Annotated in this window: 18 protein-coding genes; 7 read left to right on the forward strand and 11 right to left on the reverse strand. The window is 46.2% G+C overall.

The features are described from left to right. Positions 1-133: 133 nt before the first annotated feature. Complete coding sequence (locus Q0171_RS05365) at positions 134-703, forward strand: hemerythrin family protein (protein WP_299327521.1); 570 nt, start codon at positions 134-136, stop codon at positions 701-703. After that, positions 696-1,202, forward strand: a complete 507-nt coding sequence (locus Q0171_RS05370) for a hypothetical protein (protein WP_299327523.1) — start codon at positions 696-698, stop codon at positions 1,200-1,202. Before Q0171_RS05365 ends, Q0171_RS05370 begins: the two co-directional genes overlap by 8 nt. A 63-nt stretch (positions 1,203-1,265) precedes the next feature. Here Q0171_RS05370 and dapE read toward each other — a convergent pair whose 3' ends face one another. The 10 genes from dapE to Q0171_RS05420 all read right to left on the reverse strand — a co-directional run bounded on the left by dapE (position 1,266) and on the right by Q0171_RS05420 (position 14,716). After that, positions 1,266-2,591 (reverse strand): succinyl-diaminopimelate desuccinylase, encoded by a 1,326-nt coding sequence (dapE, locus tag Q0171_RS05375; protein WP_317279214.1) that lies wholly within the window; start codon positions 2,589-2,591, stop codon positions 1,266-1,268. Between the two features lie 2 nt (positions 2,592-2,593). Next, a complete protein-coding gene (gene mnmG, locus Q0171_RS05380; RefSeq protein ID WP_299327527.1) occupies positions 2,594-4,678 on the reverse strand; it encodes a tRNA uridine-5-carboxymethylaminomethyl(34) synthesis enzyme MnmG in 2,085 nt (694 codons plus the stop codon). A 15-nt stretch (positions 4,679-4,693) separates the two neighbouring features. Continuing rightward, a complete protein-coding gene (locus tag Q0171_RS05385; protein WP_299327529.1) occupies positions 4,694-5,869 on the reverse strand; it encodes a pyridoxal phosphate-dependent aminotransferase in 1,176 nt (391 codons plus the stop codon). 190 nt (positions 5,870-6,059) lie between these two features. Then, on the reverse strand, positions 6,060-6,611 hold the full coding sequence (locus tag Q0171_RS05390) for a hypothetical protein (RefSeq protein ID WP_299327531.1): 552 nt from the start codon (positions 6,609-6,611) through the stop codon (positions 6,060-6,062). A 251-nt stretch (positions 6,612-6,862) separates the two neighbouring features. Continuing rightward, entirely contained in the window at positions 6,863-7,381 is a 519-nt protein-coding gene (locus Q0171_RS05395; RefSeq protein WP_299327533.1) for a chemotaxis protein CheW, read from the reverse strand. Position 7,382: 1 nt separating this feature from the next. Beyond that, positions 7,383-9,761, reverse strand: a complete 2,379-nt coding sequence (locus Q0171_RS05400; protein WP_299327535.1) for a chemotaxis protein CheW — start codon at positions 9,759-9,761, stop codon at positions 7,383-7,385. 57 nt (positions 9,762-9,818) lie between these two features. Then, a complete protein-coding gene (locus Q0171_RS05405; protein ID WP_299327537.1) occupies positions 9,819-10,766 on the reverse strand; it encodes a chemotaxis protein CheV in 948 nt (315 codons plus the stop codon). A gap of 45 nt (positions 10,767-10,811) precedes the next feature. Then, positions 10,812-11,921 (reverse strand): hypothetical protein, encoded by a 1,110-nt coding sequence (locus tag Q0171_RS05410; RefSeq protein WP_299327539.1) that lies wholly within the window; start codon positions 11,919-11,921, stop codon positions 10,812-10,814. A 9-nt stretch (positions 11,922-11,930) separates the two neighbouring features. Beyond that, positions 11,931-13,700, reverse strand: coding sequence for an outer membrane protein transport protein (locus Q0171_RS05415; RefSeq protein WP_299327541.1), 1,770 nt, complete (start codon positions 13,698-13,700; stop codon positions 11,931-11,933). 182 nt (positions 13,701-13,882) lie between these two features. Then, complete coding sequence (locus Q0171_RS05420) at positions 13,883-14,716, reverse strand: hypothetical protein (protein ID WP_299327543.1); 834 nt, start codon at positions 14,714-14,716, stop codon at positions 13,883-13,885. A 64-nt stretch (positions 14,717-14,780) separates the two neighbouring features. On the opposite strand from Q0171_RS05420, the gene Q0171_RS05425 reads away from it, so the two are divergent. From Q0171_RS05425 to Q0171_RS05445, 5 genes are all read left to right on the forward strand, one after another. Further along, positions 14,781-18,272, forward strand: coding sequence for a UvrD-helicase domain-containing protein (locus tag Q0171_RS05425; RefSeq protein WP_299327545.1), 3,492 nt, complete (start codon positions 14,781-14,783; stop codon positions 18,270-18,272). Between the two features lie 15 nt (positions 18,273-18,287). Beyond that, on the forward strand, positions 18,288-19,769 hold the full coding sequence (locus Q0171_RS05430) for a hypothetical protein (RefSeq protein ID WP_299327547.1): 1,482 nt from the start codon (positions 18,288-18,290) through the stop codon (positions 19,767-19,769). Further along, positions 19,756-21,399, forward strand: coding sequence for an ATP-binding protein (locus Q0171_RS05435; RefSeq protein ID WP_299327549.1), 1,644 nt, complete (start codon positions 19,756-19,758; stop codon positions 21,397-21,399). The genes Q0171_RS05430 and Q0171_RS05435 overlap by 14 nt, the downstream gene beginning before the upstream one ends. Next, positions 21,399-22,055 carry a response regulator gene (locus tag Q0171_RS05440; RefSeq protein ID WP_299327551.1) on the forward strand — a complete coding sequence of 219 codons (657 nt, stop codon included), beginning with the start codon at positions 21,399-21,401 and terminating at the stop codon, positions 22,053-22,055. Before Q0171_RS05435 ends, Q0171_RS05440 begins: the two co-directional genes overlap by 1 nt. Positions 22,056-22,143: 88 nt before the next feature. Beyond that, a complete protein-coding gene (locus tag Q0171_RS05445; protein WP_299327553.1) occupies positions 22,144-23,298 on the forward strand; it encodes a PLP-dependent aspartate aminotransferase family protein in 1,155 nt (384 codons plus the stop codon). 67 nt (positions 23,299-23,365) lie between these two features. On the opposite strand, the gene Q0171_RS05450 is transcribed toward Q0171_RS05445, so the two are convergent. After that, the gene (locus Q0171_RS05450; RefSeq protein WP_299327555.1) at positions 23,366-25,303 is read right to left on the reverse strand and encodes an ATP-binding protein; all 1,938 of its coding nucleotides are present in this window, start codon (positions 25,301-25,303) and stop codon (positions 23,366-23,368) included. Positions 25,304-25,403 lie beyond the last annotated feature (100 nt).

Raw genomic sequence — 25,403 nt, forward strand, 5'->3', positions numbered from 1 at the left:
TATACCTAAACTTTAAGCTAAAAAAGACTTTTTAAGGTGTATAATCCGGCACTTGCAGGAGTAAAAATCGCTGGAATCAAAAGCGAACCCTCAAAACAAAAGTTTGACTAGATTCTGGCAAAGGGGAGAGCACATGGCAATACCTGAATGGGACGATAAATTTAGTATCCATAACGATGAAATTGATGTGCAGCACAAGAAGCTGTTTGACATCGCACATAGGGCTGGACTACTCATCAGCAAGCAAGTTGATGGCAACGAAATCAAAAAAATCCTTGTCGAGTTGTTTGAATATATGAAAGTGCATTTCCGCGATGAGGAAGCCTATATGGCAAGTATTGGCTATCCAGGGCTGGAGCGCCAATCTGCGATGCATCAGCAAATTATCCAAGACATGACAGAACTTATCCAAAATATCCGTTACGACTTCAAGCAAAAGCTCGCAATCATCACCGAAGAGTGGCTTATCAATCATATTTTAAAAGAAGATATGCAAATCGAAGTCTATCGCAAAGCGCACGAAGAGGAAATCAAAGCTCTCCAAGCCCAGCAAAATGGAGCCAAAGGAGTTACTCATGTCTATAAATGCGCCTGTAAGCCAGCGTTTAAAGTCCTAAATACCGTGCATGAAAAAATCCAGAGTGGGCAGGCATTTCACTGCAAAAAATGTGGCGAGGGGATTGTTTTCGTGCGCGATGAGTAGAATTTCTCGCGCCTCCATATTATCTGCTTTTTTCCTGTTCTCTTGTATATACGCAGGATCGGGCACTCCACAGAGCGAGCCCCAAATTGATGCACTAGACTTTCTACACTACTATGCAAGCGAGCTTCAAGAGATTCATAGAGAAATTATCAAGCGCTCTGTGGATAGGGATTTTTTGCGCTTCCGGGGCTATTGGCTAATCGACTATACCACCTACAAATCCATGAGCGCACGCGAAGTTGTCGCGATTGCAAAACCTTTAGTGTTTTTCGGTGGGACGCTCGCAAGTAAGCCTAGATACAGAGAGCTAGGCGGAGTTAGCATAGATGCCAGAGCACAAGGGGAGGAGAGCAAATCTCGCCCGATTCATCTGCAGTTTCAAAGTCGGTATTTCAGCGATTTACTCACAATTTATGCAAATGGGAGCGGATTCTACGCGCTATGTGTGCCAGCTCCACTTCGTCATTGCTTACTGCTTGGCATAGGCGAGCGCTGGTAGTCTATTTGCCCTGCTAGCCAGAATCCAGCAGGCAAATTTGGCAGCACTTGCTCCAGAGCTTGCCTATAACGCGCGCAAAAACTCCATAAACACCCAATATAGTCTCTCGACATCACTCACTGCTACACGCTCATCTATACTATGGATTCTATCATTGCGCACGCCAAACTCCACCGCTTCTATTCCATATTCATGGCAAAATCGCGCATCGCTTGTCCCTCCACTCGTGCTGCATGCGGGTGTGATACCACAGGTCTTCTCCACACTTGCTGCAAGATGTTTTACCAGAGTAGAATCTCTTGCGCAGATAAATGGTTTTGCACTTTGTTTTAGGCTAAGAGTGCAAGTAATCCCATGCGAGCGCTGGATTTCTTGCATGATAGATTCTATATAGTTTTGCAGGCTTTCTCTCGAGCTTAGCGGGGAGTTTCGCACATTAAACATCACTCTAAGCGCACTAGGCGTTACATTTACCACTTCAAGCCCACCGCGTATATCAGTGATGACAAGCTTTGATGGTGCGAAATTCTCATCTCCAGAGTCCAGCTCTACCCCAGCAAGCTTACCAAGCCAAGCCCCTAGCGCCTCCACAGGGTTGTGGCATTTCTCCGGGTAGGCGACATGCCCTTGTTTGCCCAGAATCTCAAGCACCCCATTGATACTTCCACGCCGCCCGTTTTTAATCGTATCGCCAAAAATCTCGCTACATGTGGGTTCAGCGACAATGGCATGGCTTGGAAGCAAATCAAGCTTTGCTAGCTCTTCTAGAGCATAGCGCGTGCCATAAGTGCCCTCCCCCTCCTCATCACTTGTAAGCAAAAGCGAGAGCATAGGTGGGTGGGCGCGATTGGACTGCAAGGTAGATTCTGGGAGTTTAGGCTGCGTGCTAGAATCTATGTTTAGCTTGGATTTTGCTCTCATAGATTCCACAAAATCCACCAAAGCGCAGACAAATGCTGCTACACCAGCTTTCATATCCTGCGCACCTCTACCCCATATATACCCCCCCTGCTCTACCCCAGAAAACGCCCCCACGCTCCAGCCATCACCTGCGGGCACAACATCTACATGCCCCATGAAGCAAAAATGCCTGATGTTTTGTATGGATTCCATAGATTCTAGTGTGCGATTCTGCTGCTTGCCTGGGTTTTTAGTATTTTCACTCAAATCAATATATGCAAACAAATTACGCACGCCACCCTTATCAATCTGCAAGCACCTAAACCCAACAGCCTCTAGCCTTGGACGGATTAAATCATAAATCCCACATTCCTGGGGCGTAACACTCTCCCGGCGCAAAAGCTCCTGGAGAAGCGCAAGACTTGCACGAGCATTTGTGCAAATCGGTGCTGGTGCTCGAGAATTTTTTGCTAATGCGGCGTTGGACATGGCTAACACTCTGGATTTATTCTATCATTTTTACTTTTGCTGCGCAGGTGGATATACAAATGCAGCACATCAAGGCTTGCGGGCGTGATTCCGCTGATTTTAGAGGCATCAAAGAGACTTTTGGGACGCGTCTTGGAAAGCTTCTCGATGACTTCAAGCGAGAGTCCAGAGATCCCCTCATAGCAGAAATCCTGCGGAATCTGCACTGCTAGCATGGCTTGCATGTTTTCAATACTTGCTTGTTGTTTTTTGATATAGTCGTGGTATTTGGCTTCTATACGGATTTGCTCTAGCGCTTGGAGGCTAAAAGTGCTAAAAGCCGGGATAGAGTCTAGCGCCCAAGATCCCTTAGAAAAAGCTGCTTTAGATTCCATGCCAGAATCTAAAGCTTTAGAATCTTTTGATGCTAGATTTATGAGAAATCGCTCCAATGCGGCAAAATCCTTAAACTCATCGCGCCCTATTATTGTGATGAGTGGGGTTTTTTGCGTGATTGGTTGGAGTCCTTGCATGGATAGAAACTCTAAACTTTGTCGGCTTGGGGTTAGCGAATTTGTGCGTAAAAACTCCAGTGCATAGGTGATATCACCCATGTCTTTGGTAAAAATTGCCAAAGAGCTTTTCTCTATCGTGCCAAGCTCTTTGGCATAGGTTAGCAGGCGGTATATAGCATTATCCTCACGCAGCAACAACCGATACTCCGCACGCGAAGTGAAAACACGATAGGGCTCCTCTGTGCCTTTTGTTACAAGATCATCAATCATCACGCCAATATAACTCTCATCTCGGCGTAGCACGAGCTCTTTACGCGAGAATCTAAAGCGTTTAGGCTCGAGATTCTGGAGTGAAAGTGTGGCATTGATCCCTGCCATAAGCCCAAGCGCACCTGCCTCCTCATAGCCTGTGGTGCCATTGATCTGTCCTGCGAGATAGAGTGAATCCACCGCTTTAGATTCTAATGTATGATGCAGCTGAGTAGGCAAGACATAATCATACTCTATCGCATAGCCATAGCGCGTGATTTTGGCATTTTCTAGCCCTGCTATGGAGGCGACAACCTGCTCTTGCACATCAAAAGGCAGCGAGGTAGAAAGCCCGTTAATGTAATATTCTACGCCATCTTTGGTCTGGGGCTCGAGAAAAAGTTGGTGGCGCTCTTTATCTGCGAAGCGATTTATCTTATCCTCGATACTTGGGCAATATCGCGGACCAACGCCTGAAATTTGCCCAGTAAATAGCGGTGCTCGGTGAAAATTCTCACGGATAAGTTCATGCGTGCGTTCATTGGTATAAGTAACAAAACAAGGCAGCTGCACTGGCGCAAAAGACTTAGGCTCTAGCATACTTTGATAGCTGAAGCTTGGTGGATTCTCATCGCCATCGTGGCGCTCAAGACTAGCAAAATCAATGCTTCTGCCATCAATGCGCGGGCAGGTGCCGGTTTTTAAGCGCCCAAGCTTTAGCCCAAGCGCGGCGAGAGAAGCGCTTAAATCATTGCTTGCATTCTCGCCAAAGCGCCCATTTTCCAGGCGATTTTCCCCGATATGAACAAGTCCTCGCAAGAATGTGCCAGTGGTTATGATGACCTTGTGCGCATGGTAGGATTTGCCGATATTTGTGCGCACACCAATGGCTTTGAAGCGCGGAGTGGTTGGGCTAGATGGTGGTGTTTTTGCGCCCAAATCCTCCACAGGTGCTACTAAAATCTCGCTCACCATTTCTTGCGAGATTGTGAGATTTGGCGTGTTTAGCGCGAGATTGCGCGCGTAGATTCTGTATGCGTCCATGTCGATTTGCGCTCTTGTGCCACGCACTGCTGGACCTTTTGAAGCATTTAGCGTGCGGTATTGGATTCCGCAAGCATCAGTGATCTGCCCCATAACTCCGCCAAGCGCATCAATCTCTTTTACCAAGTGCCCTTTACCAAGTCCGCCAATTGCTGGATTACAACTCGCTAGAGCAATGTTTTCTACAAGGATTGTAAGCAAATGCACGCGCGCACCCATTTTTGCAGCAATATGTGCTGCTTCAAGCCCCGCATGCCCGCCTCCTACGACAATTACATCAAACTCTTGTGTATTTTGCATATAGATTCTGCTTGCCTATGCCCTGAAATGCGTAGCCATGAAGCGAGCGAGCCGCTCTATACCCGCCAGAATCTGCTGTGTCGAGCATGCAAAGCTAAAGCGCACATAGCCCTCCATGCCAAACGCACTTCCAGGCACCAGTGCCACACCCTCTTTCTCCAAAAGCTGCTTGCAAAACTCCATAGAATCAAGCCCATCACCAATGCGGATAAAGAGATAAAATGCGCCCTGTGGGGCAAGCACGCTTAGACCATTTATGGCATTGATTTGCTCCACAGCGATATTTCTGCGCTCAAGAAATGCCTGGCGCATGGACTCTATCTGTGCATCAACCTTGCCCTCTAGCGCGATGATAGAAGCTTTTTGCGTGATAGAGTTGATATTGGAAGTGCATTGGGATTGGAGATTGGTCATAAGTTTGATGAGTTTGCTATCTGCGCATGCACAATACCCCATACGCCAGCCTGTCATCGCCACAGATTTACTAAGACCATTTATCGTAATAGTGCGCCTAAACATATCCTCGCTCACCGAGCCTGCTGAGACAAACTCCCCGTCATATACAAGCTTTTCATACATTTCATCTGCGATTACTGCAATATTAGTGTCCTGAAGCACGCTAGCAAGCGCCTCGAGCTCGGCTCGATCATATACCATGCCTGTGGGATTTGAAGGAGTAGTAAGCACAAGGGCTTTTGTCCTGGGGGTGATATGCTCATGCAACATCGCAGGGGTGATTTTGAAACTAGATTCTGGGCTTGTCTGGATAAAAACATTGCGCCCACCGCTATAGGTAACAAGCTCTGGATAAGTAACCCAATATGGCGATGGTATCAGCACTTCATCGCCTTCGTCAATGAGCGCTTGAAACACATTAAAAAGCGATTGCTTCGCACCATTGCTGACTAGAATCTGGGCTTCCTCATAGTGAAGATTATTTTCGCGTTTAAGCTTGCTGGCAATTGCTTGTTTGAGATCGGGGATACCCGCAACAGGCGTATATTTAGTAAATCCAGAATCTAGCGCGTCTTTAGCAGCTTGCTTAATAAGCTCTGGTGTGTCAAAATCAGGCTCACCAGCTGAGAAGCTCAAGATATCGCGTCCCTGGGATTTTAGCGTAGCAGCGAGCGTAGAGATAGCAATCGTAGCGGATTCATTGAGATTGCGAATGCGATTTGAATACAAAAACATAGTTGCTCCTTAATTAGTGATTGGGCTTCAAAGCTTGATCGGCTATTGTAGCAGATTCTACATACTTAGGGTTTGGTCAGCAGATTTGATAGATTGCTTAAAAATTTCTAAGATTTTTCACAATCCTTTCGATGTTTTCGTAAATTTTAAACCTCTATCAAAGCCTCTCCTAGAAAATCCACTTGATTCCTTAAAGCACTTCAATGTGTGTGAGAATCCTAACCCCTAGCCGCGCGCATACCTGAGATACTTTTGGGGAGAGATTAAGCGCTAGGCTATCTTTTTTGTTTATATAAGCGTGGATTTTTAGCACGATAAAGGCATTATGCACTTCGCGCAAATGCTCTAGAATCTTTTGTTTGTGGTCAATGCGCTCAACAAAGCGCTCACACTCTCTACGGAATGTGGTTGGGGCTATTTTTTTGGAGTGGATTTTGTAAAATGCTTTTGGCTCATCTTTTAGCTCTTTTGTAAAATCCCTGGGAGATCCTGCGGTGCATAATTCTTTGAGTGAAGAGTCTGGATCTGGCGCTAAGTCTATGGTCTGGGCAGCTTGTGCTGCATCTGCCTGCTGTTTCATAGAAGCTTGAGCCAGATTCTCGCAAGCTTTAAGGTATTGCTCTAGCTCCGCACGCCAGTTGCCATAGCTTAAATTGAGCACTTCTTTGGCGCTTTTATGCTTGTAAATTGTGGGGCGCAAACCAAGCTTCTCATACACATCAATGGGAGAAAAATCCTCCATATATAATTCCAAACCGATAATGCAATACGAGCGTTTGTGCATGAAACAATCTCCAAAGCCAACCGAGATACTTCAATAAACCTGCCAAACTTTAAACAATTTCAAACAATAGCAAGCTCACAAAATAGATAACAGATAGGCGTTCAAAACTACATTGATGAATGTTATAAAATCTAGGTGCCCAAAATCTAAAAGCATATACCAAATCCAATGCACATCTCACATGGGATTCTAAGCTGCTCAAGAAGCGACTAGAAATCTCGCTTCAACAAGACATCGATTTTTAGAATAGTGATTAGATGATCTTCCCTTTTGCCCACACCATCAATCATTCCAGCTTGGTTACTCGCGAGTGTTTCAGGGACTGGGTCGATACTAGAGCCTGGCAATGTAATTGCAGCAGTGAGCTTATCAATCACGAATCCTGCGATTTCGTCATTTTGATGCACAATAAGATAGCGCGTATCTTTATCTTGTTTGATGGCAGGTAGCCCGAACTTCAAACGCAAGTTAATAAGTGGATAAACATTTCCACGCATGTTAAACACACCTAGCACATAGGGGGGTGTGCCTGGGACTCTTGTAAATTCTGTGGGTTTTACGATTTCCTTGACATTGAGAATCGGCACAGCAAATTCCTCATTCCCTACGACAAATCCAATCACCTGCAAGATATTTTCAGGCTCATCTTGCATTTCACCAATACCGCGATTTAGCCCACTGGCATGCATTTTTTGCTGTTCGAAGATATTTTTGATTTGATCAGACATCTTATTCTCCAGTCATAAGATTGATGTTGCGCTTAACAACATTCACTAGATACTCTGGCGTATAGGGCTTGGTGATATATTCCGTCATCCCGGATTCTACGCCGCGCATTCTATCTGTCTTGCTTGTCCTACTGGTAACAGCGATAAGTGGAAGATTTTTAAATTTATTATACTTGCGCACTTCCGCGGCAAATGTATAGCCGTCCATTTTAGGCATTTCAATATCTACTAGCACTGCGTCCAGAGGCTTATCGCTGTTTTTTACTATCTCAAGTCCTTCTACTCCATTGCTCGCCTCCAGCACGGTAACCCCAAGTGTTTTGAGACATTTTTTCATAATAGCTCTGTCAGTGTTGCTATCATCGATTGCTAGCACGATATAATCCGCTGGCGAAGATTTAGCCTTAGAGCTTTGTGCTTCCTCCATGACCGCGTTAATACTGACTTTGACTTCTTTTGCCATTTCCATCATCGCTGCAACATCTACGATGAGCGTAATTTTTCCATCACCACGCACTGTCGCTCCAGCGATACCACGCGTGCTCTTTAAGTAATAGCCAAGTGATTTAATAACCACTTCCTCTTGCCCAATAAGATAATCCACAATCACGCCGATTTTCTGCTCTGCAAGCGCAATAATGACGACATACACTTCGCTTGCAGTCTCGAGCACAGAATCTACCCCAAAAATATCCGCAAGTCGCACAAGCGATAGCACTTCATCGCGCAGACGCAAGACTGACTTTCCATCCACGCTATAAATTTCATCTTGCCCGATGCGCACGGTTTCAATAACAGATGAAAGCGGGATTGCATAATACTCTTCTTGCGCTCCAACAAGCAATGCCTGGATAATCGCAAGAGTGAGTGGGATTTTGAGCTTAAATGTCGTGCCTACACCTTTTTCAGAATCTATCTCAATAATCCCATTGAGCTTTTCGACATTAGTTTTAACAACATCCATTCCCACGCCACGCCCAGAGACATTAGAAATCGTCTTGGCAGTAGAGAATCCGGGCTTAAAGATAATCCCAAATGCTTCCTTATCTGTCATAGAGTCGGCTTCTTTTTCGGATATCAAACCTTTTTCAATGGCTTTAAGTTTTAGCATTTCTGCATCGAGCCCCTTACCATCATCGGTGATTTCGATGACGATATGATTGCCCTCATTGTAAGCCTTAAGATCCACACGCCCAATCTCTGGCTTACCTAGAGCCTTTCTATCTTCCGGAGACTCCACACCATGATCACAAGAGTTACGGATAATATGGATAAGCGGATCGCCAATTTCCTCGACGATTGATTTGTCAAGCTCTGTCTCCTCCCCTGTGATGACAAGATCTATACTCTTCTTAAGCTCGCGGGATAGGTCGCGCACCATGCGCGGAAATTTATTAAACACTTTGCCCACAGGCTGCATTCTTGTTTTCATGACAGCTAGCTGGAGATCTGTCGTAACACTTGAGATTGAAGAAACGACCTGGTTAAGCTCTTCTAGGAATTTCTCGCCATCATAGCGCTCTTCGACATCGCCATAGATTTTGATAAGGCGGTTTTTACCAAGCACGAGCTCCCCAATAAGGTTCATGAGATTATCAAGCCTGCGAACATCAACACGCACGGTTTGCTCTACGCTTGTGGCGACTTTACCCTCGTCTTTGGCACCAGTCTTAGACTCTGCCTTAGCAGCAGGCTTAGGAGCGGAGGTAGCAGGCGCAGCAGCTGCTTTATCGTCAGTAGGGGCTTTTGGCGCTTGGATATCACTGACTTGACCACTCGCTTTTTTTTGTGCGCGCATTTGCTTATCGGCTTCTTGGCGCTTTTGTAGAAGACGCTCAATCTCTGCATCAACTTCATCAGAACTCATGCTCGAGTAGTCTTTCTCTGGCTCATCGGCAAGCGGATTATCGCCTGCTGGAGCTGGAGTAGTAGCAGGCGCTTCTTTGGGGGCTGGAGCAGATTCTGCAGCAGGCGAAGCGCCACCAGCTGTGCCCTGAGAGATAGCTTGCAATTTTGTTACCGCATCGCTAATATCAATTCCACTGCCTGCATCTGTGCCAGAATCTCGAATCGCCTGCAATAGTGCTTTCATTAAGTCAATTGAGAGCAAAACCACATCCATGACATCGGGTGTGATTTTTAGCTCGTCACGGCGCGCTTTATTGAGCACATCTTCCATATTATGCGTTAGACTAGTAAGAATGTCAAAATTCAAAAACGAGCTTGATCCCTTAATCGTATGCGCAACACGGAATATGCGATTAAGCAACTCTAGATCCTCGGGGTTGCTTTCAAGCTCGACTAAATCTTGGTCGAGCTGATCGACCATTTCAAAGGCTTCGATTAAAAAGTCTTCCATTATCTCTTGCATATCGTCCATACTACACTACCTCTTCGTCGTTAATTTGCGGTTATTCTACCAAATTTTTTTTCAACTTCACACAGAAGTTAGTAGTTTTTTGACCTCTTGATAGAAAATATTAGGGTCAAACTTCACAATATATCCATCACCACCAGCTTTTTTGCCTTTTTCCATGCTGTTTGGATCGCAGATTGATGAGTTGAACACCAGCGGAATCCGCGAAAATCTAGGATCATTTTTGATTTCATTTGCAAAGTGAAATCCATCAATCTTTGGCATTTCTACATCTGAAACGATGATTTTAAGATACTCGGGTAGTCGATCACCATACTGCTGAAACAGCCCCTCAATCTTTTCTTTGCCCTCCTCGCCATCAATAGCCTCTACGACCTCAAACCCCATTGCTACGAGGTTTTTCACCACGCGTTTGCGGGCTATAGAGCTATCCTCTAGCACAAGTGCCAATCCATTGAAACGCTCCTGCTCCTCGACAATCGTAATAATATCATCTGCCTTTTTCTCATAGAAATTTAGCTCATCGATAATGCTCTCTAGGTCAAGGATCAGCAGCGTGCGCCCATCTTCTATACGCGTGGTGCCCGTGATTTTCCCACGCTCAATCGTGCTAGATGAGCTAAACTGCGCGGATTCTACCTGCTTCCAGCTCACACGGCGGATACGCTTGACTTCATCGACCACAAAGCCAATTTGGACATTGTTAAACTCCGAAATAATAATTTTGTGCTTGCGTGGAGTATCGTCGGCTTTGATATTAAGCCACTTGGAGAGATCCACGAGCGGGATAATCGTCCCGCGCAAGTCAAAAAGCCCTAGCACATAATCAGGGCTTGCCGGTATATCAAACAGCTCATCTGGCTGCTCGATGATACTCTGCACTTTTACCACATTGACACCATAAATCCCCTCATACACCTCACCTTCGCGAAGCTCAAAAATCCTAAAATCTATAAGTGCAATCTCGTTAAACCCCTCAATCTGTGCGTCCAAAATATTTCCTGCCATATTTCTCCCCACTGCTAAACTTCATTCATCTTATACATATCGGCATTATAAGACAAGAATTCTTTTATCACAATAAAAAGAAGGGAGAGCGAAATACTCTCCACACGCGCCCTGCTCCATGCCTTGTGGCGTATATTTCCCCACATGCCCGATATGAAAATGCCCCTCTATCACTCCTTGCACCTCCCGCACCCATTGCGCGCCCAATATCACACCAGAATCTACTACCATAGAATCTAGTTTGCCAGATTTTACGCATGTAGCATATTGCTCCATACGCCCTTGCATAAACTTCGCAAACTCCTTAGAATCTAGCTCAAGCGCTCGTATCCTTTTGGCATTCACGCGCCGCTGGGCGAGACGATACAAGACCCCAAAGCTCAAATTATTAAGCAGTTTTAGCACACTTAGTGTCAATGGCGCACTTATGGAGCGGATATATGCTTCATAGATTCTGCTGATAAACAAATCTCCATGAGCAAGCATGATCCACTTTCTCTGCCCCTCTCCACCACACTCCCTCTCCCCTACGCTCTCTCCCTCTCTCCCAGGCAGCGATCGCGCACATAGCAGAGGCTGCAAGCAGCGTGGATATATTTTCACACCCGGCATGATCCTAGAATCTAGCCCAAAGTCGTGATTCCCCTCGAGGTAGAACACTTCAGCGCATTTTGCCAATGCGTTAATAAGCGCGATAAATGCCTCATGCCCTTGTGTGCTGATATGCGGGAGAAAGAGATGTGCCACATCGCCCATGAGAAACACCTGCTTAGGAAGCTCGCTTGGCGGCTTGGCAGAAAAGTCGATGACCAAATGCGCCAGTAGTCCCAGCAGCCCATGCTCGCCTACATAGCGCAAATAGCGTGCTTGCGTAGAATCCAGCGCGCTAGATTCTAGCCTGGCTTCCTTGCTGGATTCTTGCCTAGAATCTAAAACGCTAGATTCTAGCACCAGAGAGTCTTTCAGCCCATGCTCGCCCATAGTCATGGAGCGCAGGGATTCTAGTGTGGCTTCCACGCCCTGCTCGTAGATCATCGTCTCCAGCACAGCGCCATCAGTATGGGGGATATAGTGCGCATCTGCGATAAACACCGCTCCATCGCGCAGCGCTAGATTCTCGCCCAAATGCTCATCTCTCGCCTGCGTAAGTCCCACAAGCCAGCCCTACCACCGATAGCCTAGTGAAGCGGTATAGATAAAGAGCCCGCCAAGTCCGCCAGAGTGATAGAGCGAGCTCATACTCTGCTTATAAGTCCAGCTTCCAGCTAGCCCTAGATCAAAGCCCCTTAGATTGATTTTCGCCCCACAGCCTAGCATAAAGCCATCAGAATCCGGTATGCCAATTTTATCCTGCGCGCTTGGGGCGGCGTCATAGGCAGCGGACGCCATAAGGCGCACAAATGGCGTCTTATAAGTCGCACCTATGCGGAAAGTATTGGTATCGCGCCAGCCAGCCCCCATATTGCTCACCACATTAAAATCCGCGAGACGCACCATATTTTTAAGCGTTTCTGGAGGAAAGACTTGAGGCAGCGCGACAAGCCCGCTTAAGGGCTGATACTTGGCATTATCAAAATCTGGCGAGACATTAAACTTAAACCCACGACTCCAAAATGTCCGCTCATACACACCCTCTAAGCGCAAGCGTTTGTCAAAAAACTCGTGCGCATACGCGAGCGTCAAAATCTCTGGCATTTGCACGGCGATATTGAGATCTGCTATGGTAAGCACATTGCCCATAGCACCGCCGACATAGGTGGTCGCTTCGACCTTGCCTTTCATATCAAACTTGACAGGGGAGTTATACACTACACTTGCCATACCATTATCAAATACACGCAGTGAAGCAGAGAGGCGATAGCCTGTGGCAAGGTCCTTGCCCTCGCTTTTTTGATAGACTTTAGAAGTGCCATAGAGGTTTGTTTTCTCACCCTTCACACCGCCCATAAGCGCACCCCAATTGACGCACTCTATTCCGTTCGTATTGCAGTTTTCCTTACGAAGACTCACGCCAAACAACTTGGCAAATTCTTCAATGACTTTATTGCTCAAAAGCTCGCCAACATTACCATTTTTAATAGATTCTGGGATAAGCGCTTCAATCGCTTCTGGGTGATTGGCGAGATCCTTTATCTGTCCGCTATCAAGCTGGATCCCGTCGCCATCCTTATCAAGCGGGACATACACGACATTATTAAAGCTGCCCATCGCATACATCACGCGGTAGCCAAAGCCAAAGGATAGGCGATCATTGATTGTCCAAGATACACTAGGGCTAGCCTCTACCATCATGATAAACACATCTTGTAAGAACTCCCCGCCTTTCCCTGCCCACTGCATAGCTAGCCCAGAGCTAGCTACAAAGCTCCCGCCAAAGGTGATGCCGTGCATCGTGCGCGATTTATAAAACATCTTTGGCACTGCTAGGGCGGTATCACCGGTGCCACCGGTAATGATTTGAGAGTCTGGGGTGGAATGCTCTAGGATAATGGGCTTTTTCAAATCCGCAAGCTCTGGCAAAATCCCTGTAACCAACTTCCCAAGCGTAGTGTTCGGGTCAAGCATTTGATCAAGCGTGCTACCAGCACCAAAATCTAGCTTGGTTTTTGAATACAGCCCTTGATTTGTCGTGGCGACATCGAAGTTAAAGCCCGGGATATTGATAAGACTTGTGGCTAGCTCAAACTCGCTTTTATTCTCCCCCCAGTCGTTGCTAAAGCCCATATTCGCAGGGTTGTAGTAGCTCGCATCTGCTCCGCGCGCGCCTGCGATATACGCAGAGCTAAGGGCGGTGGCATTTAGGCTTTGCTCTTGGATTTTAAAGCCATTGGCACCTGCTTGAGTGGCGAGCGTCAAAAAAGCCAGCACATAGAAAGCACCCCGAGAGTAAAAACGCCAGAAGCACAGAGATTGAGAAACGCATTTTCCTATCATAAACACACTGCCCCATGTAGCAAATAGCCAGAATCTAGCGCAATAGTGCGATGAGCAGAAGTAGATTCTGCTAGAATCTAAGCAAATCCCGCTCCTTACACATTCAAACGACCAAATGCGAGCGCGAAGCTAGATTCTAGCAAGAGAAGTTTAACAATTAGAAAAGCCCAGAAGCAAGCCTCTTAGAACACCACAGACACAAAGCCCATGAATTTCATATAGTCGATATTGTAGATATCGCGCCCACGCTGCGTGGTGATAAGCTGACTATCAAGACCATCGCCAATGGCTGCATCAGAGAGCTCTGTGCCGTCTTTGCGGTTTGTCATATTGCCCATAGTCCAGCGGAAGCCGATATTCATGACATTGCGCACTTTATAGCCCACGCTTGCCCCCCAGATGAGTCCATCGTAGCTTGTTTTAATCGTAGGGTGCGCGCCTCTGCCATTAGCCAGTGTATAGGTATCTGTCATAAACTGCCAGCCATAGCCCACAAGCCCCGTCAAGTAGAATCCAGATTTCTCAAACCCAATAATCGCTGGCACTTCCACTCCCCAGCCCTGTATGGCTGAAGCAGTCTCCTCTGTCTCAAATGGCTTATTGGCGATGATGTTGGATTTGCCACTTGCTTGGAGATAGATAGGGAAGTTAATCTCTGCACCAAACAAGAAGTTTAGCCCTAACATGGCAGTCTCGATCGTGCGGAGATACGCGCGATAGCCCACATCGACAGCGACATAGTTCGCCTCACCAAGCGTTGTATAAGAGCCCCCGGCACTCGCTTCATTGAATATATACCAGCGGCGCGCGGCGTTTTTGTTTGTGCTGCCATAGGTGGAGCCAGAGACGATAGAGCCGCTCGCGAAATTTTTGGTAAAAGAGCTTTGCTGGCTTTTTAGGTTTTTGTAATTTTTGTTGCTTGCTGCGTGTGCGCCACTGACACCTAGCAGTGCTACAATAGCTACGAGAGAAAGGGATTTGCCAAGCTTCATGCCCGCAGAGTAAGTAAATCGCATTTGAACTCCTTTGTGCTGATAAATTTGCTATGATACTAAATCGACAATAATAAAAAGTAATGAAATGAAAAGCACCAGCCCAGAATCCAGCGCACAATCCATGCCATTGGCTGCGCACCCTGCTCCAGCACCAAACTCCAAGCATATCTCACTAAAAGCCCCTATGCTCGCGCTCAAAGCAAGCGCAGGTAGCGGCAAAACCTCCGCGCTCGCCACACGCTACATCATCTTGCTATTCCAAGGTGCCAAACCTAGCGAGATTCTGGCTATCACATTTGCCAAAAAGGCGACCAAAGAAATGCAAGAGCGTATCGCGCATGCCTTGCTAGAAATCACACAGGGCAAAAAAGACTCGCAGTTCTATCAAAATCTCGTGCGCGAGGGATTTTCACAGGAGCAAATCGCGCGCCTTGCGCCCAGAATCTACCAAGATTTTCTGCACTCTAAGCTTAGGATTCTCACAATCGATGCGTTTTTTAATGCGATTTTGAAGAAATTTTCGCATTTTGTGGGGTTGCATGCGGATTTTACTATGCTTGGCGATAGTAGTGAAGAAGAGTATGCAAATGAAGCGATGAAAGAGCGATTCCTAGAGTCAATCATCACCAAATCTAATAGCGCTCATACTAAGAGTCCAAACCAGAATCTAAGCGGCTTAGAATCGCTCTTTGCCATGCGAGAGGATTTGGATATAGAGCTTGATGGGCTGCTAGATTTTGTCTGGCAGTGCTTTAAAGATAAAACGCACTTTTCTAAGGAGTTTTTCGAGCATTATCGCACGCTTGATATCCCTACACTCCAGCGCGCGTGCAATGCGCATGCGGCGCAGGCTATGGAGATTTTGCTCCAAATGCGAGTGCTGCTAGAAGAAGGTGGAGAAAGGATCAAAAAACCACTAAGCGATAAAGGCATAAAGGCACTAGAATTTGAAAGCTTTGGGACGCTCCTAGAGAGTAAAAGCACTTGGCTTGCTTTGGACGATTTACGGGAGTATTCATATTTTGGCAAGATTCTAAAGGCTGATGATGATGTTTGCCAAGCAGTGCAAGACAAATACGCCCAGCTGCGCGAGTGTATATGCGCTTATAGCCAGAATCTAGAGCAAATCGCATTTGCACATATCGCAAGCGTGCTACACTCCTATACAAGCGCCTATCATAGCTGGCTTGCTTCCACGCAAGCCCCGCGCTTCATCGACTGCACACTGCTGGTTTATATGCTGCTAGCAGATTCTAGTCAAGCAGCTGTGAGCGCGGAGTTTTTTTATTTCCGTATGGATAGTGTTATCACCCATATTCTCATCGATGAATTCCAGGACACAAACGCCATGCAATACCGCATTATGAAACCACTCATCGATGAAATCCGCGCAGGGCTTGGCGCCAAGCACCCCACCCTAAGGCACTACACCCCCTCTCTAGCTACACACAGCGCACAAAATGAGTGCGATAATGGCAGAAGCTTTTTTATCGTCGGCGATAGCAAGCAGAGTATTTATGGATTCCGCGGGAGTGAGAGCGGGCTGTTTGACAAAGTCATCGCCGAGCTTGACTTGCAAGTGGAGAATCTCCCCTACAACTACCGCTCATACCGCGAGGTGGTGGAGTTTGTCAATGCGGTGTTTGCAAAGATTTTCCCAGACTATGTGCCCCAAGCTCTCCCAGAGCCTGTGTGCCAAAATCTAGCGCAAACGCCAAAATCTAGCGCCAATACCGCTGATGATAAATCGGGGGGATTTGTGCGTGTATGCAAAATCCAAGCACACAAATCAGGCTCTAAAAGCGCTAATGCTGATGAAAAGCGCAAGGCACTTATCGCAAGCGCACTTCACAGCCTAGAGGAGCTGCTTCACGCGAGTGTGAGTGCAAATGACATCGCATTCCTTTGCTCCACAAATGTCGAGTGCGCAAACCTGCGCAGCGCGATAAAGCAGCGATTCCCAGAGATAAATATCGTCCTAAATGCACGCGCCAAGCTCACCGATGAGCCAAGTGTCAAAATCCTACTTACCGCGCTTAAGCTCCTGCGCGCACTAGAATCAAGCAAATCCACGCCAGATTCTGCCAAGTCATCTGGTGCTAAGGCTCGATTCTATTTCATAGAGCTTGCCAAGCTTCTAGGCACTCGCGCATTTGCTAGAGAGGAGGTGCTAGAATCCACCCTGCTAGATTCTAGTGCTGCAAATGACACTATGGATTTCACAGAGCTTTCAAGCTCTCTCCCAAGCTCTTTTACAGCTATCAAGCACACAATCATGCAAGCTATGGCAGAAGTGGATTCTAGCAGACCAAGCAGCTATCTGCTATATTTCATACAAAAATTCGCGCTAGGCGATAAATCCGCACAGCTTCTGCTTGAGCAGAGTATCGAGCATGAAGATATAGATTCATTGCTTGACGCGCTAGAATCTAGCACGCCTGATGCGCCTAAAGACAATCAAAATGGCTTGCAGATTCTCACTATCCATAAGTCCAAAGGCTTAGAATACCCCTATGTCATCATTGTGGATTCTGCACCAAAAACCCCAAGCCCCTCGAAAATCCTTTTTGATGAGCATGGTGCATTACTACAACTAAAGCGCGTAAATAATCGCCGCCAGAGCTATGATCTGCGCTATCAAAAAGCACTAGAAGCTGATATAAGACACAAAATGCTTGAAGAGCATAATGTCCTCTATGTCGCTTGCACCAGAGCGCAAAAAGGCTTAATCCTGCTCGCTCATGATGATGAGAAAAGCTCTAGGCTTGCCCCTGTGCTAGAGCAGCTACCACTGCAAGAAATCGCACGCTGGGAAATCACGCAGGATTTTGGCGTAAGCGAGTCTAGTATAGGAGAATCTAACGACAATAACGATGACATAAACACCAAGGAATGCACTCCAAGCACACTGCGTGCAGAGTGTATCATCATGCTAGAATCTGGCGCGATTATAGGGAGTCAAAAGCAATCTCCACCCAAAGCCCCCACCCCAACAATTCTCACCCAAGAATCCCACGGCAGGCAAGAATGTTTCATCAAATCCAGCGAGCAAGAGGAGTATGCTAGCAATAATATCGCTCATATCCGCTTTGGACAGGCGCTGCATTTGGGGCTAGAATATGCGCTAGGCTATGGCACGCCTAGGGAGCAGATAGCGGGGATTTTGCACTATCGCTTTGGGCTAGATTCTCATGCGATTGACAAGGTTTTGACTCGTATTGCTGCGCTAGAATCCAATGCTAAACTCCAATCTATATTTCAATCCACCAGCGAGGACAAAAGTGGAGCGAAAAATTCTGTGCGATTTGTGGAGGCACCGCTCGTGGTAGATGGCAAGTCATATCGGCTTGATTTGCTGGTGTATGATAGGGATTTGGGTGAGGTTATCGTCATCGACTATAAAAGCGGAGCAAAAAAACCAAGCCATCAAAAGCAGGTGCAAAACTATCTTGCTCTCCTGCAGCAAGCAGATTCTGCACAATTGCACCAAAACAAGCTAGATTTCCAGGGCTATGTGCTCTATCTAGGCGAGCATATAGAGTGGCTCGCAATCACGCCAGAGCCACAAATAAAATAGCGCACAAGGGGCAAGATGAATCAAGCACTCTACCTAGAATCTATCAGCATCATGACTAAGGAATTCCTTAGTCAGTCAAGTTTTGAAGACTTTTTGCAAAGTGTCAAGCGTGAAGTATTTGCGCTACTCTCCCAGCGCGGTGATGTCGAGAAAGATACCATACGCAAGGCGATTATGGATTTTATGGCGCAGCGCGGCATGAAAGCAATCGTGCTATTTAGCACCAAGGGTGTGGAGATAAAGACAGCGATTCTTCATCGTGAGCGCAATGCGTATGTGGATTTTCTCGTGCGCTATTTAGATGAGAAGCACTACATCGAGCAACTCAAATCAAATGATTTTAGCTGCCTAAAAGATATATTTCTCTCCCTCCAAGAGCTACAAATCACTGATGAATCGCTCATAAAAGACATCGTGCGTGGTGCGCTCAAAAAGGCGCTAGGCTTAAGTGAGCGCGATGGATTATTTTTCAGCGATGTGGATCCATTGATTAAAAATTTTGACTTTGAGTTAGTGCAAAACAACGCCCAAATCCGCGAGCTAAGAAAATCACACCATAAGCAATCACTGCTCGATGATGTAACTAGATCTAGAATCGACCACGCTCTGCGCGATAGCGATATCTCACTAATGAAGCAAATCGTGCAAGAAATCATACACTCTAGATTCTCAAACCTAAAGCCACTAGAGTTTCTAAGCGGCTTCTCATTTGCATATATACAAGGTTTTGCCAAGGCATTAGAGTTAATTCTCCAATCAAGCGCAATCTCTAATCAAGACTCCAGCCTTAGTGCGCGAGTGCTTAACTACTATTGCGTAGAATCCTACCGCGCTAAAAAAGAATCAATCTATGAAGAGCTTGCCCAAGAAGTGCTACACATGCTGGATTCTGGGAGCAAAGCCGCACAGGAATTTGTCGTGTTTTTTAGCGGGCGGAGCAGTAGGTTTAATGGCAGAGAGCTCTATGTGCCTGCTATTGAAGATATGGACGCTAAGGTGTGGGCACTTGGAGATATTGAATTTATCTTGCATTCTGAGCGCGATATCAATAACGCCATAAAATCCCATCAGCAAAAAATTTCCACTGCTAGCGCGCGTCTGCTGGCAATCGAGCAAGAGACGAAAGAAAACAACGAGCTCATGCACCAAAAACAGCTCCAAATCCAAACCATAAGCGAGGAATACGAGCAGAAAAAGTCTCAAGCTGCCGCGTATGAAAAGGCTGACATCGAAACGCGCAACGCCATGACAAAAATCATCAATGCCCTATTGCAGCAAAAAATCCAAACCCTAGATTCTATTGCCACGCTTAAATCCCAAAATACCGCACTCCAAGATGAGAAATACGCCCTACAAAACACGCAAAAAAATGCGCAAGCTGAAATCGCACTCATCACGCGCGAAAACAAAGAAAGCCTATATAGATTCCATAATCTCCTGCGCGCGCTAAGCGCATGTATAAGCGCAGTAGTGCGAGATCTTGATGACTATGCCTAAGAGCTTTGAGTCCCAGGCTAAGATTTTGCTGCTATTTATCGCGCTGGGCTTTTTGCTTGTGTGCGTGATTGGCTTTCTGGCACTTTTTGGCTTAAAAGAGGAATACGACACAAGCCTTGCTAATCACCTGCAAAAATCCCACTCCCTGCAACAAATCCAGGCATTCTACACCAAGCGTGCTTCTATGGATTCTGCAGATTCTGCTATGTTTGATTCTGCCACACTCGCTAAAGATGAAAAATCCATGCTGGACGAATGGAAGTCATACAAGCTAGAATCCAGCACTTCTCACAGCCACATCGCCAAGCTAAAAAGCTTCTACCAGAGGATTTTTCTCCCAGACCAAAACAACCAAATCATCAAGCTTCAAGCCATACGAAGCGAGCTTATCGCCAAGATTGATGAACGCTTTAGCCAATATCCCCAAAATCCTACAGCCACTGCATTACCAGAGACAGACTCTAGCAAAAGTGTCGCGCTACTTACTCATAGTATCGAGACAAATGCCCTGCTAAGCGAGCTTTTCCAAAATGACATCATCATTGCAAGCATTGGCAACCACATCGCAGATTCTCTCTATAATGCCACATTGTGGCTGCTGCTTGGGTTTGCATTCTTGGTATGCTTTGGGACGCTATATTTTGCTTCAATCGTGTTGGCATTTGTGCGATCAATCAACCAAAAGCTCCAACAGCGTATCGATATCCAAACCCACGAGCTAAAACTCACCAACCAAAATCTACAAAAAACCATCGCCCATGAAATCGAGCAATCCCGTAAAAAAGATCAAATCATGTATCAGCAAGCACGCCTTGCCTCCATGGGAGAGATGATACAAAATATCGCGCACCAATGGCGACAACCACTAAACTCACTCATCATTCTCTTCCAAAGCTTTAAGCTCAAATACGAGCAAAAAAAGCTCACCGATGATTTTGTGGCAAGAGAGACGGAATTTGCACTGCAAGTAGCAAAAAACATGTCGGAGACGATAGAGAATTTCCGCAACTTTTTCCGCCCAAATCTCACTCGCGAGCGGTTTTTCCTAGCAAAAAGTATCCAAGACTCTATCCGTCTCATCAAGCCCACGCTTCAGCAAAATAATATCCAAGTCATTTTTAGCTATGAAGAGGATATGGAGATTTGTGGCTATGAGAATGCGTTCTCGCAAGTAGTGCTCAATATCATCAAAAATTCCCAAGACATTTTTATGCAAGATACCAGCCCAGATCGCAGCTGCGCACTCCAAGATGTGCGAGGCATGGTGCAGCTTGTGCTCCAGCGTGAGGAAGCAAGAGCGCAAGTAGATTCTAGCACTCCAGAATCCCAATCGCCAGAATCTAGTCTAAAACCCCAGGATACAGGAGATGGATACGCCAGGCTAACTCTCATGGATAATGGCGGAGGGATTAAACCACAAGTCATCGATAAAATCTTTGAACCTTACTTCACTACCAAACACAAATCAATTGGCACGGGCATTGGGCTCTATATGGTTAAGCAAATCGTAGAAAAGCAAATGGGCGGAAGCATTGAGGTGCGCAATGGTGCGTGGGAATATGAAGGGGCGGAATTTTTTGGTGCGATTTTTATGATAAGATTTCCACTATCTTTTGATCAGGATAGCTAATGCAATCAGCATACAAAGAGCTAAAAAACCTCACGATTCTCTATGTCGAAGATAATGAAGATGTCTCGCGCGTAACAGCCATGGTGCTTGAAGAATATCTAGGCAGGATTTTACTAGCCAAAAATGGCGCACAAGCCCTAGAGCTATTTAACACGCATGCTGTGGATATCGTGCTAACTGATATACTCATGCCCAAAATGAATGGTATAGAATTCGCCCGTCTCGTGCGATCTGGCGTGCATAATGCCAAATGCCCTATCATCATAGCCACTGCACACACAGAAGTAAGCTACTTGCTTGATGCCATAAGCCTGCAAGTCGATGGCTATATCCTAAAGCCAATCGATATAGAAGAGCTACTCTCCACACTGCACCGCGCCATGCTTCCGCGCCTCCAAGCCAAAGAGATCCATGACAAAAATATCCTCCTAGGTGCGATTGCGACATTTGTAGGCGGGAAGAAAATTGAGATCATCAAATTTCTTTTTGAACACTGCGATAAGGATAATATGTTTTATGGTTCGTATGAAGATATCATTGGGCAGCTTAATGTCAGCAAGCCGACAATCGTAAAAACATTTCGCCAACTCATAGAAGTGGGACTACTCGTCAAAATCCGCAACAAAGTCTATCGCCTAACTATGCCAAATACATAGAGTCTAATCCGTATGAACATTGTTTTTGCCAAGGGCGCTTCTTGTTTTTTGTTATAATCTTGGCAAATCTCTACTACAAAGGATTCTTATGCAAAGTCCGCTTGATACGCTTTTGATCCACGGAGGATTGACGACAGATCCTCGCACAGGCGCGGTCAATACACCTATTTTCCAAACCTCCACTTATGCCCAAAGTGGCTTGGGACAAAACCTCGGCTACGAATACTCACGCACCAAAAACCCCACACGCGATGGAGTGGAAAGTCTCATAGCTGAATGCGAGGGAGGGCAATATGGTTTTGCTTTTGCCTCTGGTATGGCAGCGATTGGTTGTGTTTTAAGCCTTTTTAAAAGTGGCGATTGCGTGGTGATTTCTAGCAATGTTTATGGCGGCACTTTTAGAATCTTGGATAAAGTTTTTTGTAACTTTGGCATAGGGTATAAGATTGTAGATACAAGTGATTTGAATGCGTTAGAATCTGCGCTCACGCCTGAAGTCAAAGCCGTGCTAATAGAGACACCTGCCAATCCACTTTTAACCATCACGCCACTAGAAGCCACTGCCAAACTCTGTAAGAAAAAGGGCGTCCTAAGCATTGTGGATAATACTTTCATGACACCCTATTTGCAACAGCCCTTAAGCCTTGGCATAGACATTGTGCTACATTCAGCTACCAAATATTTAGGAGGGCATAGCGATTTGGTCGCTGGGCTTGTGGTGGTCAATGATAGCGCGCTAGCAGAGCGCATAGGCTTTTTGCAAAATAGCATTGGCGGGATTCTCGCCCCTTTTGATAGCTTTCTCCTAATACGAGGAATGAAAACTCTAGCCCTGCGAATGCAGCGCCATTGCGAGAATGCGCTCTTTCTAGCACATGAGTTAAGCAGGCATGAAGCAGTGGAGAGGGTGTATTACCCGGGGCTAGAGTCTCATGCAGGCTATGGGATCCATAAAGCCCAAGCGCGTGCTGGCGGAGGAATGCTAAGCTTTACATTAAAGCCAAATTATGATTATAAAACATTCTTTAAATCCACGCGTATTATTGTCTTAGCCGAAAGTCTAGGTGGTGTGGAATCGCTGCTGTGCCACCCTGCGAGCATGACTCATGCCTCTATCCCAAAAGAGCTACGCGAGCAAATGGGGATAGGAGAAAATCTCATACGACTATCTGTAGGCATAGAATACGCGCAAGATTTGCTAGCTGATATACATCAAGCCATTGAAAAAAGTCGCGTGCAATAGCACACGGCTCTTGGAGCGCAACTCTCCAAGCATTTACCCTGTATGTTTAAACTCCAGAATCTATGCCCTAGCGCTTAAATAACATCACCACTTCACTTCCCCGCCCTACTTCACTTCGTATAAAAATCTGCGCACCATGATAAAGCGCGATATGCTTGACAATAGAGAGACCAAGCCCTGTGCCGCCAAGCTTTTTGCTCCTGCTTTTATCCACGCGGTAAAATCGCTCAAACACGCGCGCGATCTCACCGCTAGGGATTCCAATCCCACTATCACACACCGCTACGAGTAGAAGATTTTGTGGTAGCGGGAGTGCGGGTGTTATGAGCGTAAATTGCACAAGATCAAGCATGTGTGAATCGCCCATAAGCCTAGATTCCAGCCCAGAATCCACCACCTCCCCAGAATCCCCGATTAGCTCCAGCACCAGCCCCTGCGCACGAGCATTGCAAATAAAAATCTCAAGCGCCCCATTTTCTTTGTTGTATTTGATTGCATTTTCGCACAGATTATAAAGCATATCTTGCAAAAGATGTGTAACACCAAGCACACTAGATTCCCGTGCTTGGCATACTAATTTAGTATGCAAATGCTTTTCCTCGATAAGTGGAGCAAGCGAATGCAGCACAATTTGTGCTAGCTCATACATGCGCACAGGCGTTTTCTCCAGCTCCCTACCCCCTTCATCAAAAAACGAGAGCTTCAAAATATCATTGATAATCTCTAGTAGCCGCTTGCACTCTTCATAGATTTTGTCAAAAAACAGCATAAAATCTTTCTCTGCGATGAGACCTTGCTTCATCATCTCGCTGCTTGCCATGATGACACTTAGAGGGGTTTTGAGCTCATGGGTTACATTTGCGCTAAACTCACGCCGCATAGCTTGGATCTGGCGCATCTGGCTACGATCAAGCAGTAGCACAGCAAATGCTTTGGGCTTGGTTTTCCCCCAGATAGGCAGCGCGATACACTCGATATGCGTATCGCTAATTTGTAACTCGTTTGTTTGGATTTGTGCGAGGGAGAAATCGATAAACGAAAATATGTCGCCTTGAATCGCATGTGTGCTAGATTCTGCTTCTTTGGATTCTGGTGGCGAGGATTTTGCTCGAGAATCCGCACTCCAAGCCCCAAATGATCCAGAATCTATATGCGGCAAAATAGCTCTAGCACTGGCGTTGTAGCCTAAAACTTTGCGCTTGCTATCAAGCAGCACCACGCCCTCATTGATATTCTGGCTAATAGCTTGAAACTGCTGTTGCTGGCGGCGAATAATTTTTAGCTGCTTTTTTAGCTGCTTTTTTTGCGCAATAATTTTTGTAAAAAACGGCGCCAGCTCTGCATAGGGGATCTGGAAGCTCTTGCTATCAAGGGTGGATAGGGTATTAAGCGGGGCAATGATAGATCGCGTGAGATAGTGTGCTAACAAGGCACTAAGAGCTAGCCCTAGGGCAAGAATCACGCCCATATACCCAAGGATTGGCAGAAAAAACGCATACACATCTTGCTGATTTATAGAAATACGCACAATGAGATGAAACTCTGGCACATAGCGGGCATAGTAAAGAGATTTATATTTGGTGCTAGTGGATTTGCGCTCCATGTAGCCCCATCCAGATTCTAGCGCAGCTTGCACTTCCTCTCTCTGTCTGTGATTGTCTAGCTCGGTGGTATTGATACGATTGTCATACGCCACAGCGCCAGACTCCGTGATAAGCGAGATTCGATAAGGATACTGCCCCCAGAATGCAAGGTAGTCTGTGTTGTGCATTTGAGCGATAAGCTTGTTGGATTCTTGCTCGAGGTGCTCGCGCGCCCATGTGCGCCCCATACTATCTGCCACCAGAAGCACCAACCCAAACACTACAATTTCCACTGCTACCACCAGCCCAAAAAGCGAGTAGAAAATCTTAGAGCGCAGGTGTGGAGCTGTGCGCATGCGAGATGAAGGTTGCTTAGAATGCTGGGGTCGCAAGCTGGATTCTAGGGTTGTGCGTGTGCTCATAATAGTGTCTTTACAAGTATTAGGGATTTGGCTTGACGCATTGTAGCAGGCTTTTATAAGTTTTGATAAAAGGCGATATTTGCACATAAAATCCAGGCAC

Origin of the sequence: uncultured Helicobacter sp. (assembly GCF_937906905.1) — a bacterium.
Classification (GTDB): Bacteria; Campylobacterota; Campylobacteria; order Campylobacterales; family Helicobacteraceae; genus Helicobacter_B.

Bases quoted from the DNA above. Each gene is read 5' to 3' on its own strand.
- Q0171_RS05390 (WP_299327531.1), bottom strand. From the start codon at position 6,611: ATGGAGGATTTTTCTCCCATTGATGTGTATGAGAAGCTTGGTTTGCGC.
- Q0171_RS05420 (WP_299327543.1), bottom strand. From the start codon at position 14,716: ATGCGATTTACTTACTCTGCGGGCATGAAGCTTGGCAAATCCCTTTCT.
- Q0171_RS05385 (WP_299327529.1), bottom strand. From the start codon at position 5,869: ATGTTTTTGTATTCAAATCGCATTCGCAATCTCAATGAATCCGCTACG.
- Q0171_RS05400 (WP_299327535.1), bottom strand. From the start codon at position 9,761: ATGGACGATATGCAAGAGATAATGGAAGACTTTTTAATCGAAGCCTTT.
- Q0171_RS05435 (WP_299327549.1), top strand. From the start codon at position 19,756: ATGACTATGCCTAAGAGCTTTGAGTCCCAGGCTAAGATTTTGCTGCTA.
- Q0171_RS05395 (WP_299327533.1), bottom strand. From the start codon at position 7,381: ATGTCTGATCAAATCAAAAATATCTTCGAACAGCAAAAAATGCATGCC.
- Q0171_RS05445 (WP_299327553.1), top strand. From the start codon at position 22,144: ATGCAAAGTCCGCTTGATACGCTTTTGATCCACGGAGGATTGACGACA.
- dapE (WP_317279214.1), bottom strand. From the start codon at position 2,591: ATGTCCAACGCCGCATTAGCAAAAAATTCTCGAGCACCAGCACCGATT.
- Q0171_RS05415 (WP_299327541.1), bottom strand. From the start codon at position 13,700: ATGATAGGAAAATGCGTTTCTCAATCTCTGTGCTTCTGGCGTTTTTAC.
- Q0171_RS05365 (WP_299327521.1), top strand. From the start codon at position 134: ATGGCAATACCTGAATGGGACGATAAATTTAGTATCCATAACGATGAA.
- mnmG (WP_299327527.1), bottom strand. From the start codon at position 4,678: ATGCAAAATACACAAGAGTTTGATGTAATTGTCGTAGGAGGCGGGCAT.
- Q0171_RS05405 (WP_299327537.1), bottom strand. From the start codon at position 10,766: ATGGCAGGAAATATTTTGGACGCACAGATTGAGGGGTTTAACGAGATT.
- Q0171_RS05370 (WP_299327523.1), top strand. From the start codon at position 696: ATGAGTAGAATTTCTCGCGCCTCCATATTATCTGCTTTTTTCCTGTTC.
- Q0171_RS05430 (WP_299327547.1), top strand. From the start codon at position 18,288: ATGAATCAAGCACTCTACCTAGAATCTATCAGCATCATGACTAAGGAA.
- Q0171_RS05440 (WP_299327551.1), top strand. From the start codon at position 21,399: ATGCAATCAGCATACAAAGAGCTAAAAAACCTCACGATTCTCTATGTC.
- Q0171_RS05450 (WP_299327555.1), bottom strand. From the start codon at position 25,303: ATGAGCACACGCACAACCCTAGAATCCAGCTTGCGACCCCAGCATTCT.
- Q0171_RS05425 (WP_299327545.1), top strand. From the start codon at position 14,781: ATGAAAAGCACCAGCCCAGAATCCAGCGCACAATCCATGCCATTGGCT.